Raw genomic sequence first — 16,052 nt, 5'->3', positions numbered from 1 at the left:
GCGCCTTTAGACGCGAGCCCGGGGCCCGTGGGTTATACCCTAAGAGCAAACCACCCTTTTTAAGGGTGGTTCTGATTTTTTGCGCTGAGTGAGTGTCATGGTGAACGTTGCGTCGAAGTCCTATATACAGGACCGTTCATCCGTTTGGTTCGGTGATGATTGGCGGCGCGCGGCGCGTTTTGGGACCGTAGCTGATACTATGGATGCTCGCAAGCGATATGAATAAGGATGCTCATGGCATATGACGATAGGGAGACCGGGCTGACGGTCGAGGACCGCGGCTCAAAGTTGGGTCTTCCCCAAAACCAAGATGCAGAGGCCAATGTGCTGGCCGCTATGCTGCTATCGCCCGAGGTGGTCGAAGAAGCCCAGGTCGAGCTGCAGCCCGATGACTTCTACCGGCCCATTCATAAGACCATCTATACCGCGATGGTCGATATGTACAACAGCCGCATTCCCATCGACTCCATCTCGCTGATCGATTACCTGCGAAGCATCAACAAGCTCGATGCCGTGGGCGGCGAAGCGTACATTTTGGAGTTGATGGGTCAGACCCTGTCGCTCGTCAACTGGCAGCATCATGCCGCCATCGTTCGCCGCGATTCGATGCTGCGTGAGCTGATCGGCGCCACCAACGAGATCAACGCGCTGGCATATAATGCCCCCACCGACACCAAAGAGGTTGTCGAGCTGGCCGAGAGCAAGCTGCTCAAGGTTACGGCGCGCGAGGTCAAGTCGAGTTACAAGACGTTGACCGAGTTTATGGTCGAGGCCTATAACGAGGCCGAGGAAGTGTGCCAAGCCGGTGGCCAGGCGGCGGGCGTGCCCACGGGCTTCCCGTCGCTCGACCGCATGCTCATGGGTTTCCGTGAGGGTCAGCTCATCATTATCGGCGCCCGCCCTGCTGTAGGTAAGACGTCGTTCGCTCTGAACCTGGCACTTAACGCTGCCGCTGCTGGTTATACCGTCGGCTTCTTCTCGCTGGAGATGTCGGGCAAGGAAATTGCCCAGCGTCTGATTTGCGCCTACGCCATGATCTCGATCAGTGACTTCCGCATGGGCCGCATTAGCCCCGAGCAGTGGGCCAATATCAACGAGGCCACGCAGACCTTGTCCAAGCTCGATATTCTGATTGACGATACGCCCGGCACCACAGTGACCGAGATTCGCGCCAAGAGCCGCCGCATGCTCCATAACAAGGAGAAGGCAATCATCATCCTGGACTACCTGCAGCTGGTGAGTCCTCCGCCGGGACGCCGCTCCGAGAGCCGTACCGTCGAGGTTTCGGAGATGTCGCGTGGTCTGAAGATCATGGCCAAGGAGCTCAAGATCCCGCTCATCGCGCTGTCGCAGCTCTCGCGTCAGGTCGAATCCCGTACCGGCAAGCGCCCGCAGCTTTCCGACCTTCGTGAATCGGGCTCCATCGAGCAGGACGCCGATATCGTTATGTTCTTGGACCGCTCCGCCGACGAGGCCGAAGCCTCGCGCGACGATCGACCCGACGAGGGCGTTACGCGTATCGTCGTGGCCAAGAACCGTTCGGGCCCGATCGGCGACGTCGACCTGATGTTCCTGCCGGCATCCACCAAGTTCTATGAGCTTGATGGGGCACATGCCGAGGAGTAGGACAGGCGCCCGTTGCACGGGTATACTGGGAATGTTTTGTGCTTCTGCGCCCCGGCGTGGCGCGTAGACAGTCCATGAATGTAAGGAGTAAACATGCCGTCAACCGTTTTGGTCGGTGCCCAGTGGGGCGATGAGGGCAAGGGTAAGATTTGCGATCTGGTCGCCGGCGACTTCGATGCCGTCGTGCGCTACTCGGGCGGCAACAACGCCGGTCACACCATCGTCGTCAACGGCAAGAAGTACGGCCTGCACCAGGTGCCCTCCGGCATCATGTATTCCGACCACGTGTCGGTGATCGGTAACGGCTGCGTCGTCAACCCCAAGGTTGTTCTTGAGGAGATCGACATGTTCGAGGCCGACGGCATCACCACCAAGAACCTCAAGATTAGTGGCAACGCGCATGTCATCATGCCGTACCACATCGATCTGGATGGCGCCTTTGAGCAGAAGCTCGGCAAGAAGAACATCGGTACCACCAAGCGCGGCATCGGTCCGTGCTATCAGGACAAGATGGCCCGCATTGGCCTGCGCATGCAGGACATGCTGGACGAGGCACTGTTCCGCGACAAGCTGGAGACCGTTCTCGCCCGCGTGAACCCCGAGCTCGAGCTCATCTACAACCTGCCCACCTACACCGTGGACCAGATTTGCGACGAGTACCTGCCGATGGCCGAGCGCCTGCGTCCCTACATCACTGAGACGAGTCTGCTGCTCAACAACATGATCGAAGAGGGCAAGGACCTGCTGTTTGAGGGCGCCCAGGCGACGCTGCTCGACATCGACCACGGCACCTATCCGTACGTGACGTCTTCCAACTGCACCGCCGGCGGCGCCATTACCGGCTCCGGCGTCGGTATGAAGAATGTCGACCGCGTGCTGGGCGTCATGAAGGCCTATATCACCCGCGTCGGTTCGGGCCCCATGCCCACCGAGCTTTCCTATGAGTCCGAGGCTGGCCACACGCTGACCGAGGAGGGCTATGAGTACGGCGTGACCACCGGTCGCCGTCGTCGTTGCGGCTGGTTTGACGGCCCTATCGCCAACTATGCCTCGCGCGTCAACGGCCTCACCGACATCGCCGTGACCAAGCTCGACGTGCTTTCGGCCTTCGACACCATCAAGGTGTGCGTGGCCTACGACGTCGATGGCGAGCGCTACACCAGCGTGCCCGAGCATCAGGTGCGCTTTGAGCATGCCAAGCCCATCTACGAGGAGCTCCCTGGCTGGAAGTGCGACATCACCGGTTGTCGCAGCTTTGACGAGCTGCCGCAGGAGGCTCAGGACTACGTGGCGTTTATCGAGGATCTGGCACACACCCGCGTGACGTTCATTGGCGTTGGCGCTGGTCGCGAGCAGATCATCAACCGATTCTGGAAGTAATCGGGACTATTTGGTTATTGCGATATACCCCTTTGCAGCCCGGACGGGCGGCCGAGGGGTATATTTGCTTGCAAGGGGCTCGCGCGGAGCGGGCCATTCATCCATAGAGGAGGCACCCTTGAAGGCGGACACTCAAACCATCGACATCCTGTTGTTGGGCAGCGGCGGCCGTGAGCATGCTTTGGCAGCCAAGCTCGCAGCATCACCGCGCGCCGGCAAGCTCTACATCGCGCCGGGCAACGGCGGCACCGCGAGCTGCGGCGAGAACGTTGTTCTCGACGACTGCGATCCTGCGGCCGTGGCGGCGTTTGCCCAGAGCCATGGATGCGGACTCGTGGTGATTGGCCCCGAGGCTCCGCTCGTGGCGGGCGTGGCCGACGCCGTCCGCGCGGCGGGTATCCCGTGCTTTGGCCCGGGCGCCGAGGGTGCCCAGATGGAGGGCTCCAAGCTGTTCTCCAAGCAGCTCATGGAGCGTGCGAACATCCCGACGGCCGCCTACGGCTCGTTTACCGATGAGGCCTCGGCTCTCGCCTACGTGCGCGAGCAGGGCGCTCCGCTGGTCGTGAAGGCTGACGGCCTTGCCGCAGGCAAGGGCGTTATTGTGGCAACCGAGCTTTCGCAGGCTGAGGAGGCTGTGCGTGAGTGCTTTGGCGGCACCTTTGGCGATGCCGGCAACACCGTGGTTATCGAGGAGATGCTCGTTGGTCCCGAGTGCTCGCTGCTGGCCTTTACTGACGGCAAGACCGTGCGCCCCATGGCTACCTCGCAGGACCACAAGCGCGCGCTCGAGGGCGACAAGGGCCCCAACACCGGCGGCATGGGCGTCTACAGCCCGGTGCCCATCGTGACTGACGAGGAGCACGCCACCATGGTGAAGGTCATGGAGCAGACCGTGGCCGAGCTCGCTGCCGAGGGTATCGACTACCGCGGATGCCTGTATGGCGGCTTTATGCTCACCCCCGCCGGCCCCAAGGTACTGGAGTTCAACGCCCGCTTTGGCGACCCCGAGACGCAGGTCGTGCTCCCGCGCCTTAAGAACGACCTGGTTGAGGTCATGCTTGCCTGCGCCAACTGCGAGCTCGATCAGATTGAGCTCGACTGGCGTGACGAGTGGGCCGTGGCCGTTGTCCTGACGAGCGCGGGCTATCCCGGCAGCTACGAGAAGGGCAAGGTCATCACCGGTATCGCCGATGCCGAGGCCATGGAGAACGTGACCGTGTACCACGCGGGCACTGCCGTGGTGGACGGCCAGCTCGTGACCAATGGTGGCCGCGTGCTTGCCGTGACCGCTCTGGGCGACACGTTCGAGAACGCTCGCAACCTTGCCTACGAGGCCTGCGAGAAGATTGATTTTGAGGGCAAGACCCTGCGTCGCGACATCGGCCTGCGCGCGCTGCGCGGTCGCGACGCCTGGGATGCCTAAAATCCGAGAGGAATGAGACGGATGGACGAGAAGAACGAAGAGCTCGTGGACGCGCAGATCGTCGAAGAGGACAGCCGCGTGTATGGGCACGCCGAGGGCGAGCCTGGTGGCGAGGTCGCTGACGAGCCGGCACTGGTGCTGGGCGACGACGACCCGCACGATGCCGAGCTGCACGAGAAGATTCTTTCGGAGGAGTGCGCCTGGAAGGGCAAGATCCTCGACGTCCACCGTCTTGAGGTTGAGCTGCCCAACGGTCACCGCAGCGCCCGCGATATCGTTCGCCATCCGGGTGCGGCGGCCGTTGTGGCGCTGACCGAGAGCGGCAAGATCGTACTGGTGCGTCAGTACCGCACCGCCATCGACCGCGTGACGGTCGAGATTCCCGCCGGCAAGCTTGATCCGGGCGAAGATCCGCTCGATTGCGCTAAGCGCGAGCTGCACGAGGAGACGGGCTTTAGGGCTGGTCGTATTCGCTTTTTGACGTCGATTGTCACGTCCTGCGGTTTTTGCGATGAGATCATTCATATCTACCTAGCCACCAAGCTCGAGTTTGATGCGCCCAACCCCGATGATGACGAGTTCGTCAACGTGGACCTGGTGCCGCTGCACGAGCTGATCGACGCCGTGCTCGACGGCAAGATCGAAGACGCCAAGACCGTCGTAGGCGCCTTGGCCTGCGATAGCATCGCACATAGGTTGGGCGGAGCCGAACTGTAACGAGTGGGGATAGCCCTGGGACAAGTACTACTGATTGCTTTGTCCCAGGGCCTTACGTTGCTGATATTTCTTTGAGGATCACATGCTGAAAAGGTTTTTGTCTTATTACAAGCCCCAGATGGGGCTTTTTGTTGCTGATACTGTTTGTGCTCTGGTGCTTGCTGCCATTGACCTTGCGTTTCCCATTATTCTGCGCAATTTGACCGGTGGGCTGTTTACTCAGGGTCAGGCTGCCATTATGCAGGCGCTCGGCATGATCGCGGTGGGCTTGGTGTTGATGTATGCCGTCCGCTGCGCCTGCCGCTACTTTGTGAGCTATTGGGGTCACGTGATGGGCGCGCGCATGGAGTCCAAGATGCGCGAGGACCTGTTCGACCAGTATGAGCGCTTTAGCTTTGCGTACTTCGACCGCAACAGCTCGGGCGACATGATGAGCCGCGTGGTCAACGACCTGTTCGATATCTGCGAGGCGGCGCACCACGTGCCCGAGTGGATCATCATCTGCGGCATCGAGATTATCGGCTCGTTTGTGATTCTCTTTACCATCGCCCCGGTGCTGGCGCTCGCCATGGCCGTGGTGACGGCGGCGTTTGCGGTCATCATGTTTTGGCAGAACATGCGCATGCGCGAGGTCTTTAGCGACAACCGCAAAAAAATCAGCGGCATCAATGCGCAGCTGCAGGATTCGCTGGCGGGCATGCGCGTGGTCAAGAGCTTTGCCAATGAGGAGACCGAACGCTTCAAGTTCCGCGCCTCCAACAATCGCTATCTTTCGTCCAAGGAGAACATGTATCACGCCATGGGCGTCTATACCGCGACGTATGGCCTGCTCTCGGGTGTGCTCTATGTGATCGTGGTGCTGCTGGGCGGCTGGCTGGTCGCCCAGGGACAGCTGCAGGCGGTCGATATGGCGACCTTCGCGCTCTACATTTCGCTGTTCTGCACGCCGCTCGAGACACTCGTCAATTCGGCCGAAACGTATCAGAAGGCTATCGCCGGCTTTAAGCGTATGGACGAGGTGCTCTCGACCGCGCCGGATATCCAGGACAAGCCGGGCGCCACGGATTTGCAGGTGACTGCCGGCGCCGTGGAGTATCACGACGTGTGCTTTAACTACGAGGATGTTGAGCTGGGCGAGGGCGATGCCGACGAGCGTCCCGTTATCGACCATATGGACCTGTCCATCAAGCCCGGGCAGACCATCGCTTTGGTTGGCCCTTCGGGCGGTGGCAAGTCCACGACCTGTTCGCTGCTGCCGCGCTTTTATGACGTGGCTGCCGGATCCATTAGCATCGACGGCCAAGACGTGCGCGATGTGACGCAGCAGAGCCTGCGCCGTGCCATCGGCCTGGTGCAGCAGGATGTCTATCTGTTTGACGGTACGATTGGCGAGAACATCGCCTACGGCAAGCCGGGCGCTACAGCGGAAGAGATCGCCGAGGCCGCCCGTCGCGCCAACATCGATGCCTTTATCGAGTCGCTTCCACAGGGCTACGACACCGTGGTGGGCGAGCGTGGCAGCCGTCTTTCGGGCGGACAGAAGCAGCGTGTTGCCATCGCACGCGTGTTTCTCAAGAACCCCAAGATCCTGATCTTGGACGAGGCGACGAGTGCTTTGGATAACGAGAGCGAGGAGGCGGTCCAGGAGTCGCTCGAAGAGCTGGCACGCGGCCGTACCACAATCATCATCGCCCACCGTCTTTCGACCATTAAGCATGCTGACGAGATTGCGACCGTTGAGCATGGTCGCGTTGTGGAACGTGGCACGCATGAACAGCTTCTCGCCCGTGGCGGCACCTATGCCCGTTACTATCGAATGCAGTTCGAAGGTGCGCGTGCGCACGAGCTCGACTGATTGATATGACAGGAAGTTTATGGCTGACAAGAACCCTTTGACTCCGGAAGAAGTGACGGAGTTATTCTCCGAAATCGATGCATCCGGTGTCTTGGATCCCACGCTTGCCAAAAAGCGAACCGAGCGCATGCGTGAGAAGGAGGCTGCGGCCAAGCGCGGTGACAAAGCTGCGCTAGCGCAGCTGCGCAGCGAGGACCGCGCGAGCCAGGCAAAACATATCGACCCGCTGTCCGAGGACGATCCTTCGGGTTCGCAGGTGAGCCATACCATTACGAAGACCGCGATGGCCGTGGTCATTGGTATTTTGGTGCTGATCGTGGGCATGCAGGTTGGCTACGGCGTGATGCGTCGTCTGAACACCGCCAACCTGTCCGAGAGCGTTTCGGTCGATACCGTTTCGACGGCGCTGAAGGGCGGCCTTGAGTGGGGCAACGGCTTTACGCAGTTCCCGCTCGACTTTACCGTCGATGAAGCCGATGAGCGTACGGGCACGGTCGAGGTGACGGTGTTGGACACATCGTCTGCCAACGAGCTCGAGCTGCTGTCCAACGGGCAGATTCAGGCCGCGGCGCTTGCGACCAACGCGCTGCTTAACGATAAAATCGACCGCGTGGTGTATAACGTTCACGCCTATATCGACGAGGATAGCAACATTCAGCACGATTCCTTCTTTGGCATGTTTCCCGCCCAGGGCCACCAGAGCGCCATCCTGACGTTCGTGTGGACCAAGAGCTCATCCAACGCCACGAATATCGACTGGAAGATGCGCATCGTGAGTATGGATGACACCATCGCCGAGCGCATTCAAAAACAGGTGAACTCGGTGTCGTCGTTGATTGAGGACCAGGTGGTGAGCCAGACCAAGATTGACGAGGAAAAGGACGAACGTGACCTGGAACATCGTCTGCATGGCCGCGAGATTTTCCGCGGCGGCAAGCCCGATCGCTCACCGTCCGATCTGCTGGAACAGGACAAGAAAAAGTAAGAGGCCATCATCCCGCGTGAGCCACAAGCCCACGCGGGATGATTTTTCTGGGACGGGGATTAAAAAATCATTATGCATAGAAAGTCATAATTATCATTTCGTAAACATTTCGATGAAATTAACGCCATGAGGCATGCTTGCGGTTACAATACCGCGAGGCCTAACTACACACCTTTAAGCCGGTCCTGTGAGACCGGGAAGGAGAATTATGGCGAACAACCATACCGCGGGCGCTGCCGCCCGCACCTTCGCGCCCAGCGAGCTTTGCCAGCGCATGCTGGCCAAAACCAGCAAGGGCACCTGCGGTCCCTGCATCCTGTATCTTGAGGATGGGACCATTTTTTATGGACGTGCATGCGGCGCCGAGGGCACCGCGACCGGCGAAGTCTGCTTCAACACCTCGCTCGAGGGCTACTTTGAGGTCATGACCGACCCGAGTTATGCCGGCCAAATCGTAACCATGACCTATCCGCAGATCGGCAACTACGGTATCGACGAGACCGACGTCCAGTCGGCCTTCCCCGGCGACGACGTGCGCCCTACGAGCGCTCCGGCTATGCGCGGCATGATCGTTCGCGACATGTGCGCCACGCCTTCTAACTGGCGCTCGGCCGTCAGCGTGCCGGAGTACCTGCGCGCTCACGGCATCGTCGCTATCGAGGGTGTCGACACCCGCGCTCTGGTACGCCATCTGCGCGACAATGGTTCCAAGATGGGCATTATCTCGACCGAGATCTTCGACGTCGACGAGCTTGCCGAGCGTCTGGCCGCAGCGCCCACGCTGGTAGGCGAGAACCTGGTGAAGACCGTAAGTTGCCCCGCGCCTCACGAGTTTGTGGCCGCCGACCTGCCTGCCACGCATGACTTTGCACTTGCGGTTGCCGCTCCTGCCCGTCACAAAGTGGTCGCCTACGACTGCGGCGTCAAGCGCGGCATTCTGGAGGGCCTCGTCCGCGCCGGCTGCGACCTTACTGTCGTGCCGTGGGATACGCCTGCGAGTGAGGTGCTCGACATGAATCCCGATGGCGTCTTTTTGTCCAACGGCCCCGGCGACCCTGACGCCGTGGTGGAGACCTACGAGCAGGTGCAGCAGCTGATCTGCAAGGTGCCGGTCTTTGGTATTTGTCTTGGTCACCAGATGATCAGCCTGGCCTGCGGTGCCCAGATGGAAAAGCTTAAGTTCGGTCACCGCGGTGGCAACCAGCCGGTCATGAACCTGGTAAGCCGTCGCGTGGAGATCACCGCGCAAAACCATGGCTTTGGCCTGCTGTTCCCCAGCTTGGGCAAGCTTGTCCCCGAGCTTTCCGGCGGCGAGACCGAGCATGCGGCCGATGGAGATCTGCGGGTCTGGGTGCGCCGCGGAATCGCGCCGGTCGTGATGAACAAGCGCTTTGGCCGCATTCGCCTAACACATGTGAACCTCAACGACGGCACCGCCGAGGGCATCCAGCTGCTCGACGCCCCGTGCTTCTCGGTCCAGTATCACCCCGAGGCCTCGCCTGGCCCCACCGATGCCCACTATCTCTTTACCGCCTTTACGCGACTCATGGACGGCGAGGAGAACTACCTGGACATCGACACCGCGAAGGACCGCCTGGCTGGCTGGAATTTCGCCGAGACTGAGACCGAGGAGAACTAACATGCCGAAACGTACTGACATCAAGCGTATCCTCGTTATTGGTTCGGGCCCCATCGTCATTGGCCAGGCCTGTGAGTTCGACTACTCTGGCGCCCAGGCCTGCAAGGTGCTCAAGGAGGATGGCTTTGAGGTCATCCTGGTCAACTCCAACCCGGCGACCATCATGACCGACCCGGGTCTTGCCGATCGCACCTATGTCGAGCCCATCACCGCCGAGTTTATCGAGCGCGTAATCAAGAAAGAGCGCCCGGACGCGCTGCTGCCCACGCTGGGCGGCCAGACCGGCCTGAACGCCGCCGTTGAGCTGGCAAAGGACGGTACGCTCGACAAGTATGGCGTCGAGATGATCGGCTGCGACCTTGCCGCCATTGAGCGCGGTGAGGATCGCAAGCTCTTTAACGAGGCCATGGCCGAGATCGGCCTGGAGGTTGCGCGCTCGGGCTATGCCTACAGCGTGGCCGACGCCGAGGCCATCGCCGAGCGCGTGGGCTATCCCTGCGTACTGCGCCCGAGCTTTACCCTCGGCGGCGCCGGCGGCGGCATCGCTCACACCCACGAGGAGCTCGTCTCCATCGTGAGCCAGGGCCTGGAACTCTCGCCCGCCCACGAGGTGCTGGTCGAGGAGTCCATCGAGGGTTGGAAAGAGTATGAGATGGAGGTCATGCGCGACCACGCCGGCAACGGCATTATCGTGTGCTCCATCGAGAATCTCGACCCCATGGGCGTACACACCGGCGACTCCATCACCGTGGCGCCGGCGCAGACGCTCTCCGACCTTGAGTATCAGCGCATGCGCGTGGCCTCGCTCGCCATTCTGGAGAAGATCGGCGTCGAGACCGGTGGCTCCAACGTGCAGTTTGCCGTGAACCCCAACACCGGTCGCTTGATCGTCATCGAGATGAATCCGCGCGTGAGCCGCTCGTCCGCGCTGGCCTCCAAGGCCACGGGTTTCCCCATCGCTAAGGCCGCCGCGCGCCTGGCTGTGGGCTATACGCTCGACGAGATCGTCAACGACATCACCAAGGCCACGCCCGCCTGCTTTGAGCCCACGATCGACTACTGCGTCGTTAAGGTGCCGCGCTTTGCCTTCGAGAAGTTCAAGGGTACCGACCCCACGCTCACCACGCGCATGAAGGCCGTGGGCGAGATTATGGCGATTGGCCGCACCTTCGAGGAGGCCTTTGGCAAGGCTATGCGCTCGCTGGAGGATGGCCACCAGGGCATTTGCGCCGGTGGCAAAGAGGGTGCCGATAAGCTGAGCGACGACGAGCTTGCTCAGGCCGTGGCAACCCCGACCGAGCATCGCATCTTCTTTGTGGTCGAGGCCCTGCGCCGTGGCTGGGACATCGCTCGCATCCATGCCATCTGCGGTATCGATCCGTGGTACCTCAACCGTATCAACGATATGGTGCAGGTCCAGGAGAGCATCCGTGGCCTGCGTGTGGAGGATATCGACGCCGACGCGATGCGCCTGCTTAAGCAGTACGGCACGAGCGACGCCGAGATCGCCGCGCTGACCGGCTCGGACGAGCGCTTTGTGCGCGCCTATCGCAAGGGTCTGGGCGTGGTTCCCAGCATGAAGACGGTCGATACCTGCGCTGCGGAGTTCTCGAGCGCCACGGAGTACCATTACAAGACGTACGAGAACATCTACCGCACGAGCCCGGATGCCAAGAAGTGCGTGGCTCCCGACGAGACCACGCCGGCGGACAAGCCCAAGGCGATGATTCTGGGCGCCGGCCCCAACCGCATTGGCCAGGGTATCGAGTTCGATTACTGCTGCGTGCACGCGAGCTACGCGCTGGCGGCCCGCGGCTTCGAGACCATCATGGTCAACTGCAATCCCGAGACCGTCTCGACCGACTATGACACGTCCGACCGCCTGTACTTTGAGCCGCTCACCTACGAGGACGTCATGGATGTTATCGACGTTGAGCGCCCCGATGGCGTCGTGGTGACGCTTGGCGGCCAGACCCCGCTTAAGCTGGCGCGCATGCTCGAGGAGAGCGGCGTGAACATTATGGGCACCAAGCCCGATGCCATCGACTTTGCCGAGGACCGCGAGCGCTTCGCCGCTCTGCTCGACAAGCTGGGCATCATGTACCCGCCGGCGGGCCAGGCCACCTCGTTTGAGGAGGCCGAGGCCGTTGCCGCGCACATCGGCTACCCGCTGCTGGTGCGTCCGAGCTACGTGTTGGGCGGCCGCGGCATGATGATCGCCTACGATGCCGAGCATCTGCGCGATTACATGGCCGAGGCTGCGCGCATTAGCCCCGACTACCCGGTGTATCTGGACCGCTTCTTGGAGGGTGCGATTGAGTCCGATGTTGACGCCCTGTGCGATGGCGAAGAGGTCTACATCGGCGGCATTCTGGAGCATATCGAGGAGGCCGGTATTCACTCCGGCGACTCTGCGACCTGCATTCCGCCGTTCAGCTTTAGCGAGAGCCTGCAGGCAAAGCTTCGCGAGACTACGCGCCGCATCGCGATGGCGCTGGGAGTCCGCGGCCTGGTTAACGTGCAGTATGCCATCAAGGGCGAGACCGTCTACGTGATCGAGGCCAACCCGCGTGCCAGCCGTACCGTGCCGTTTATCTCCAAGGCCACCGGCGTGCCGCTGGCCAAGTGCGCGGCGCGCATCATGGCGGGCGATTCCATCGCGAGCTTGGGCCTGCCGAGCGACGAGCGTCAGCTGGACTGGTTCTGCATGAAGGAAGCCGTTATGCCCTGGGGCCGTTTCCCGGGCGCCGACGTTATTCTGGGGCCCGAGATGAAGTCGACGGGCGAGGTCATGGGTATCGCCAAGAGCTATCCCGAGGCATATGCCAAGACGCAGCTGGCGATCGACTACAAGCTGCCCGACCCGAGCGCTGGCAAGGTGTTCATCAGCGTGTGCGACCGCGACAAGCGTCACATCCTTTCGGTCGCCCGCATCCTGCGCTACCTGGGCTTTGATATCTGCTCCACCGAGGGTACGGCGCGCGTGCTGCGCGGAGGCAACGTGACGTGCGAAGTCGTGGAGAAGATCAGCGGCCCGCACGACGGCGAGTGCCCCAACATCGGCGACCTCATCGCCGATGGCAAGATTGCGGTGATCATTAACACGCCGTACGGCCCGGGTTCGCGTGGCGACGGCTATCTGTTACGTACCGAGGCGGTGCGTCGCGGCGTGACCTGCGTGACGGCGATGTCCGCGGCCAACACATACGTGAGTGCCATCGAGGCCGTGCGCGAGGACGAGCAGGGTCACGGCAGCGCCAACGACATGGGCATGGACGTCATCGCCCTGCAGGACCTGCCGCAGTACACGGTGTAAGACTCATCCCGTCGCCCGGGGCGGGATCGGACGCTTTCTCTCGGAAACTGGGCTTCGCGAAGTTTTCCGAGAGAAAGGTCCGCCTCCCGCCCCGGTCTGCGGTGACTCGGCTGCACCGTGTGCTGCCGAAGGGGCTTTGCGCGATGACTAGGGCTGAATAAAAAGTGAGCGTGGGCTCTGTCGTTCATTCGAACGACAGAGCCCACGTTTTGTATGGGGTCTCTTGGCGAATTTTCATTCGCCAAGAGACTTTTTGCTATGGGGGAGACATGTCCCTGGACAGTTAGTTCAGATACGTATTTTTTTAAAGGCTGACGAAGGTCGATTTGGGGTCAAATGAGCCGTTTTTGGCCTTCTGGGCCGACAGAGGCGCTCGCTCAAGGGCGAGAATAGCCCATTATTGGGTCCAAAGTGGCTCCAAACCAATCCATTAATGCCAATTGGCACGGCCAAATAATACGTATCTGAACTAACTGTCCACCACCGGTAGCGCGCAGAGATGTGGTGTAAGAGGCGGGGCATGCCCCGCCTCTTCCCTTAGAGGCTTTAGCCTGTGCGGGGCGCGCAGCGCGCCGCATCAGAAACCACCCGCTATGCGGGTGGGGCCAAACGGCTTTACAAAGCCGCCCCCTCGCCGGACACTTGCGATTGTTCAGGCCGCAAGGAATCCGAGTCGAGAGGGCGGTGGTGGCGTATGGCCCAGAAGGCCTACAGCCTGTCGCACACGAAGTGGATGTGCAAGTACCACGTCGTGTTCACGCCGAAGTATAGGCGCAAAGTCATCTACAACCAAATAAGGTCCGACCTTGGGGAGATCTTCAGGAAGCTCTGCCAGTACAAGGGGATAGAGATCATCGAGGGGCACCTGATGCCTGACCACGTCCACATGCTGCTGGCGATACCGCCGAAGTACAGCGTATCGAGCGTGATGGGCTACCTGAAGGGGAAGAGCTCGCTGATGGTATTCGACAGGCACGCGAACATGAAGTACAAGTTCGGCAACAGGAAGTTCTGGGCCGAGGGCCACTGCGTGTCCACGGTCGGCCTGAACGAGGCCACGATCGCGAAGTACATCCGGGAGCAGGAGAAGGCCGACATCGCGCTCGACCGGCTGAGCGTCAAGGAGTACGAGGACCCCTTCGGCAGGGGGCCGGGGCGTAAATAGCGCCGGTTTGACCGGCCCGCCACGGGTCAATCTGCAGTGCGGCCCGAACCCCGTGAGGGCCGGCGCCTTTAGACGCGTGCCGGAAATCCAAGGGTTATACCCTAAGAGCAAACCACCCCTTTTAGGGGTGGTTTTGATTTCTTGAAAGGGAGGGGACACCGCCTAGAATTCGTCGTTGGAGTAATGAAGGTGACGAATGGAAGGAAAGGCGATGCCCCAAGAAGAGAGTGTACTGCGCCTCGGCCGCGACGAGGCCCTCGAGGCGGCGAGGCTTTGGCAGGAGTGCGGCGACGCGCGCGAGTTCGCGTGCAGGGTGCTGGGCGGCGTGATGAACGCGCTGATGGACTCCGAGGCCCAGCAGATGTGCGGCGCGAGCCGCAACGAGCGCAGCGACGGCAGGGAGAACAGCCGCAACGGCTACCGCCCCAGGTCGCTCAAGACCGCCGTGGGTGACGTGGAGCTCGAGATACCCAAGCTCAGGCACGGCACCTACTACCCCGAGGGCATGCTCGCGCGATGGTCGCGCGTCGACACCTCGGTGGCCGCCATCGTGCAGGAGATGTACGTGTGCGGCGTGTCCACCCGCAAGGTCGAGCGCGTGGCGTCCAAGCTGGGCATATCCTCGCTGTCGAGCTCGGAGGTCTCGAGCCTCTGCTCCGACCTCGACGCCGAGGTGGCGGAGTTCCGCAGCCGCGACCTGTCGGGCACGCCGTGCCGCTACCTGTGGCTCGACGCCACCTACATGAGCTGCAGGGTCGGCTCGTCGGTCGTCTCGCAGGGCGTCGTGACCGCGATCGGGCTGGGCGCCGACGGGCGCAAGCACTTCCTGGGCTGCGACGTGGTCGACACCGAGAGCGAGGACTCCTGGGCGGCATTCCTCGGCGGGCTGCGCGAGCGCGGGCTGGCCGGCGTCCGCCTCGTGGTCTCCGACAGCCACGCCGGGCTCGTGGCCGCCGTCTCGCGCCTGTTCCAGGGCTGCGCCTGGCAGCGCTGCGTGACGCACCTGCAGCGCAACCTCCAGAGCGCCTGCTCGGGCAGGCCCGAGGACTCCAAGGCGGCCGTCAGGGACCTCGTGCACGCCGCGGTCTACCAGGACGACCCCGACCTCGCGCGCCGCGTGTGGGCCGAGGCGGCGCCCTGGGTGGCGTCGGTGTCCGCCAGGGCCGGCGAGGTCTTCGAGCAGGCCGAGGACTCCGCGCTGGCGTTCACGGCCTTCCCCAGGGCGCACTGGGCCAAGCTCCGCACCAACAACGTCCAGGAGCGCGCCAACCGCGAGATCAAGCGCCGCTACAGGGTCGTGCAGTCCTTCCCCTCGAGGGAGTCGATGCTGCGCCTGACGTGCGCGAGCCTCATGGAGACCGAGGGGCAGTGGTCCCAGCAGCGCGTGTTCTCCGAGGCCTCGGCCGCCGAGGGCTTCGCCGAGCCCGCGGACAGGCCGGCCCCGACAGAGGGGAGGCGCCGCGCGCTCGGGCGGCGCGCCAGGGAGATAGTGGACGAGATAGTCGAGAAGCGCGGCCTCAAGAAGGAGTAACATCGGGACTTGCAGCGACGGACCTCAGGACACTCTTACACCACGTCTGCGCGCGCGACCCCACCACCCTCCGTCAACCTTCCATTCCAACCAAAAACAGCCAAAGTACGTCATGGTAATTCCCGGTGGGTCGCGGGGTGGCTGATACGACTTTCCCTCAGGATAATTCGCGAAGCCCGTTTTCCGAGGAAAGGTATTGGTTATGTAATACCAGTTAAACAAGTAAAACTATGCTTAAGTGGTATCTGGCTGGAGAACCAATTGGTATGGTTGGTTAGACCCACTTCGCCATCTACGTTCATTTTTATACCGCTGGGAGAATTCCAAACTTAATTTGCGCAACTGCTCATGTATGCTGATTCAACCTTATAGGTGGCTATCTGGTTACTACCAGTTGACCCCTTGGTAACGGGTG

10 protein-coding genes are annotated in these 16,052 nt (G+C 61.6%); all 10 read left to right on the top strand.

The window, feature by feature from the left end; genetic code table 11:
• Window positions 1–228 precede the first annotated feature (228 nt).
• The 10 genes from dnaB (at window position 229) to FGQ67_RS08235 (ending at window position 15,637) form a co-directional block, all read left to right on the top strand.
• The gene (gene dnaB, locus FGQ67_RS08280; protein ID WP_006235827.1) at window positions 229–1,626 is read left to right on the top strand and encodes a replicative DNA helicase; all 1,398 of its coding nucleotides are present in this window, start codon (window positions 229–231) and stop codon (window positions 1,624–1,626) included.
• A 93-nt stretch (window positions 1,627–1,719) separates the two neighbouring features.
• Complete coding sequence (locus FGQ67_RS08275; RefSeq protein ID WP_138341277.1) at window positions 1,720–3,006, top strand: adenylosuccinate synthase; 1,287 nt, start codon at window positions 1,720–1,722, stop codon at window positions 3,004–3,006.
• A gap of 118 nt (window positions 3,007–3,124) precedes the next feature.
• Window positions 3,125–4,429 (top strand): phosphoribosylamine--glycine ligase, encoded by a 1,305-nt coding sequence (gene purD / locus FGQ67_RS08270; RefSeq protein WP_138341275.1) that lies wholly within the window; start codon window positions 3,125–3,127, stop codon window positions 4,427–4,429.
• Between the two features lie 21 nt (window positions 4,430–4,450).
• Window positions 4,451–5,146 carry an NUDIX domain-containing protein gene (locus FGQ67_RS08265; protein ID WP_171025269.1) on the top strand — a complete coding sequence of 232 codons (696 nt, stop codon included), beginning with the start codon at window positions 4,451–4,453 and terminating at the stop codon, window positions 5,144–5,146.
• Between the two features lie 82 nt (window positions 5,147–5,228).
• Window positions 5,229–7,001, top strand: a complete 1,773-nt coding sequence (locus tag FGQ67_RS08260) for an ABC transporter ATP-binding protein (protein ID WP_138341273.1) — start codon at window positions 5,229–5,231, stop codon at window positions 6,999–7,001.
• 19 nt (window positions 7,002–7,020) lie between these two features.
• A complete protein-coding gene (locus FGQ67_RS08255; protein ID WP_138341271.1) occupies window positions 7,021–7,986 on the top strand; it encodes a hypothetical protein in 966 nt (321 codons plus the stop codon).
• A gap of 208 nt (window positions 7,987–8,194) precedes the next feature.
• On the top strand, window positions 8,195–9,625 hold the full coding sequence (carA, locus tag FGQ67_RS08250) for a glutamine-hydrolyzing carbamoyl-phosphate synthase small subunit (RefSeq protein WP_138341269.1): 1,431 nt from the start codon (window positions 8,195–8,197) through the stop codon (window positions 9,623–9,625).
• Between the two features lies 1 nt (window position 9,626).
• Window positions 9,627–12,941, top strand: coding sequence for a carbamoyl-phosphate synthase large subunit (gene carB, locus FGQ67_RS08245; RefSeq protein WP_138341267.1), 3,315 nt, complete (start codon window positions 9,627–9,629; stop codon window positions 12,939–12,941).
• Window positions 12,942–13,635: 694 nt separating this feature from the next.
• The gene (gene tnpA / locus FGQ67_RS08240) at window positions 13,636–14,106 is read left to right on the top strand and encodes an IS200/IS605 family transposase (protein ID WP_138341265.1); all 471 of its coding nucleotides are present in this window, start codon (window positions 13,636–13,638) and stop codon (window positions 14,104–14,106) included.
• Window positions 14,107–14,317: 211 nt separating this feature from the next.
• The gene (locus FGQ67_RS08235) at window positions 14,318–15,637 is read left to right on the top strand and encodes an IS256 family transposase (RefSeq protein ID WP_249934432.1); all 1,320 of its coding nucleotides are present in this window, start codon (window positions 14,318–14,320) and stop codon (window positions 15,635–15,637) included.
• The last annotated feature ends 415 nt before the right edge of the window (window positions 15,638–16,052 follow it).

The sequence above is a fragment of the Collinsella aerofaciens genome, from assembly GCF_005845035.1.
In the GTDB taxonomy this organism is placed as follows: Bacteria; Actinomycetota; Coriobacteriia; order Coriobacteriales; family Coriobacteriaceae; genus Collinsella; species Collinsella aerofaciens_I.
The sequence above is the reverse complement of the archived record's forward strand: the minus strand, read 5'-3'. Positions and strand labels throughout refer to the sequence as shown.

What these genes read in the sequence shown, in the direction of transcription:
- dnaB (WP_006235827.1), top strand. Translation starts at nt 229, where the DNA reads ATGCTCATGGCATATGACGATAGGGAGACCGGGCTGACGGTCGAGGAC.
- FGQ67_RS08260 (WP_138341273.1), top strand. Translation starts at nt 5,229, where the DNA reads ATGCTGAAAAGGTTTTTGTCTTATTACAAGCCCCAGATGGGGCTTTTT.
- FGQ67_RS08265 (WP_171025269.1), top strand. Translation starts at nt 4,451, where the DNA reads ATGGACGAGAAGAACGAAGAGCTCGTGGACGCGCAGATCGTCGAAGAG.
- carA (WP_138341269.1), top strand. Translation starts at nt 8,195, where the DNA reads ATGGCGAACAACCATACCGCGGGCGCTGCCGCCCGCACCTTCGCGCCC.
- carB (WP_138341267.1), top strand. Translation starts at nt 9,627, where the DNA reads ATGCCGAAACGTACTGACATCAAGCGTATCCTCGTTATTGGTTCGGGC.
- FGQ67_RS08235 (WP_249934432.1), top strand. Translation starts at nt 14,318, where the DNA reads ATGCCCCAAGAAGAGAGTGTACTGCGCCTCGGCCGCGACGAGGCCCTC.
- FGQ67_RS08255 (WP_138341271.1), top strand. Translation starts at nt 7,021, where the DNA reads ATGGCTGACAAGAACCCTTTGACTCCGGAAGAAGTGACGGAGTTATTC.
- tnpA (WP_138341265.1), top strand. Translation starts at nt 13,636, where the DNA reads ATGGCCCAGAAGGCCTACAGCCTGTCGCACACGAAGTGGATGTGCAAG.
- FGQ67_RS08275 (WP_138341277.1), top strand. Translation starts at nt 1,720, where the DNA reads ATGCCGTCAACCGTTTTGGTCGGTGCCCAGTGGGGCGATGAGGGCAAG.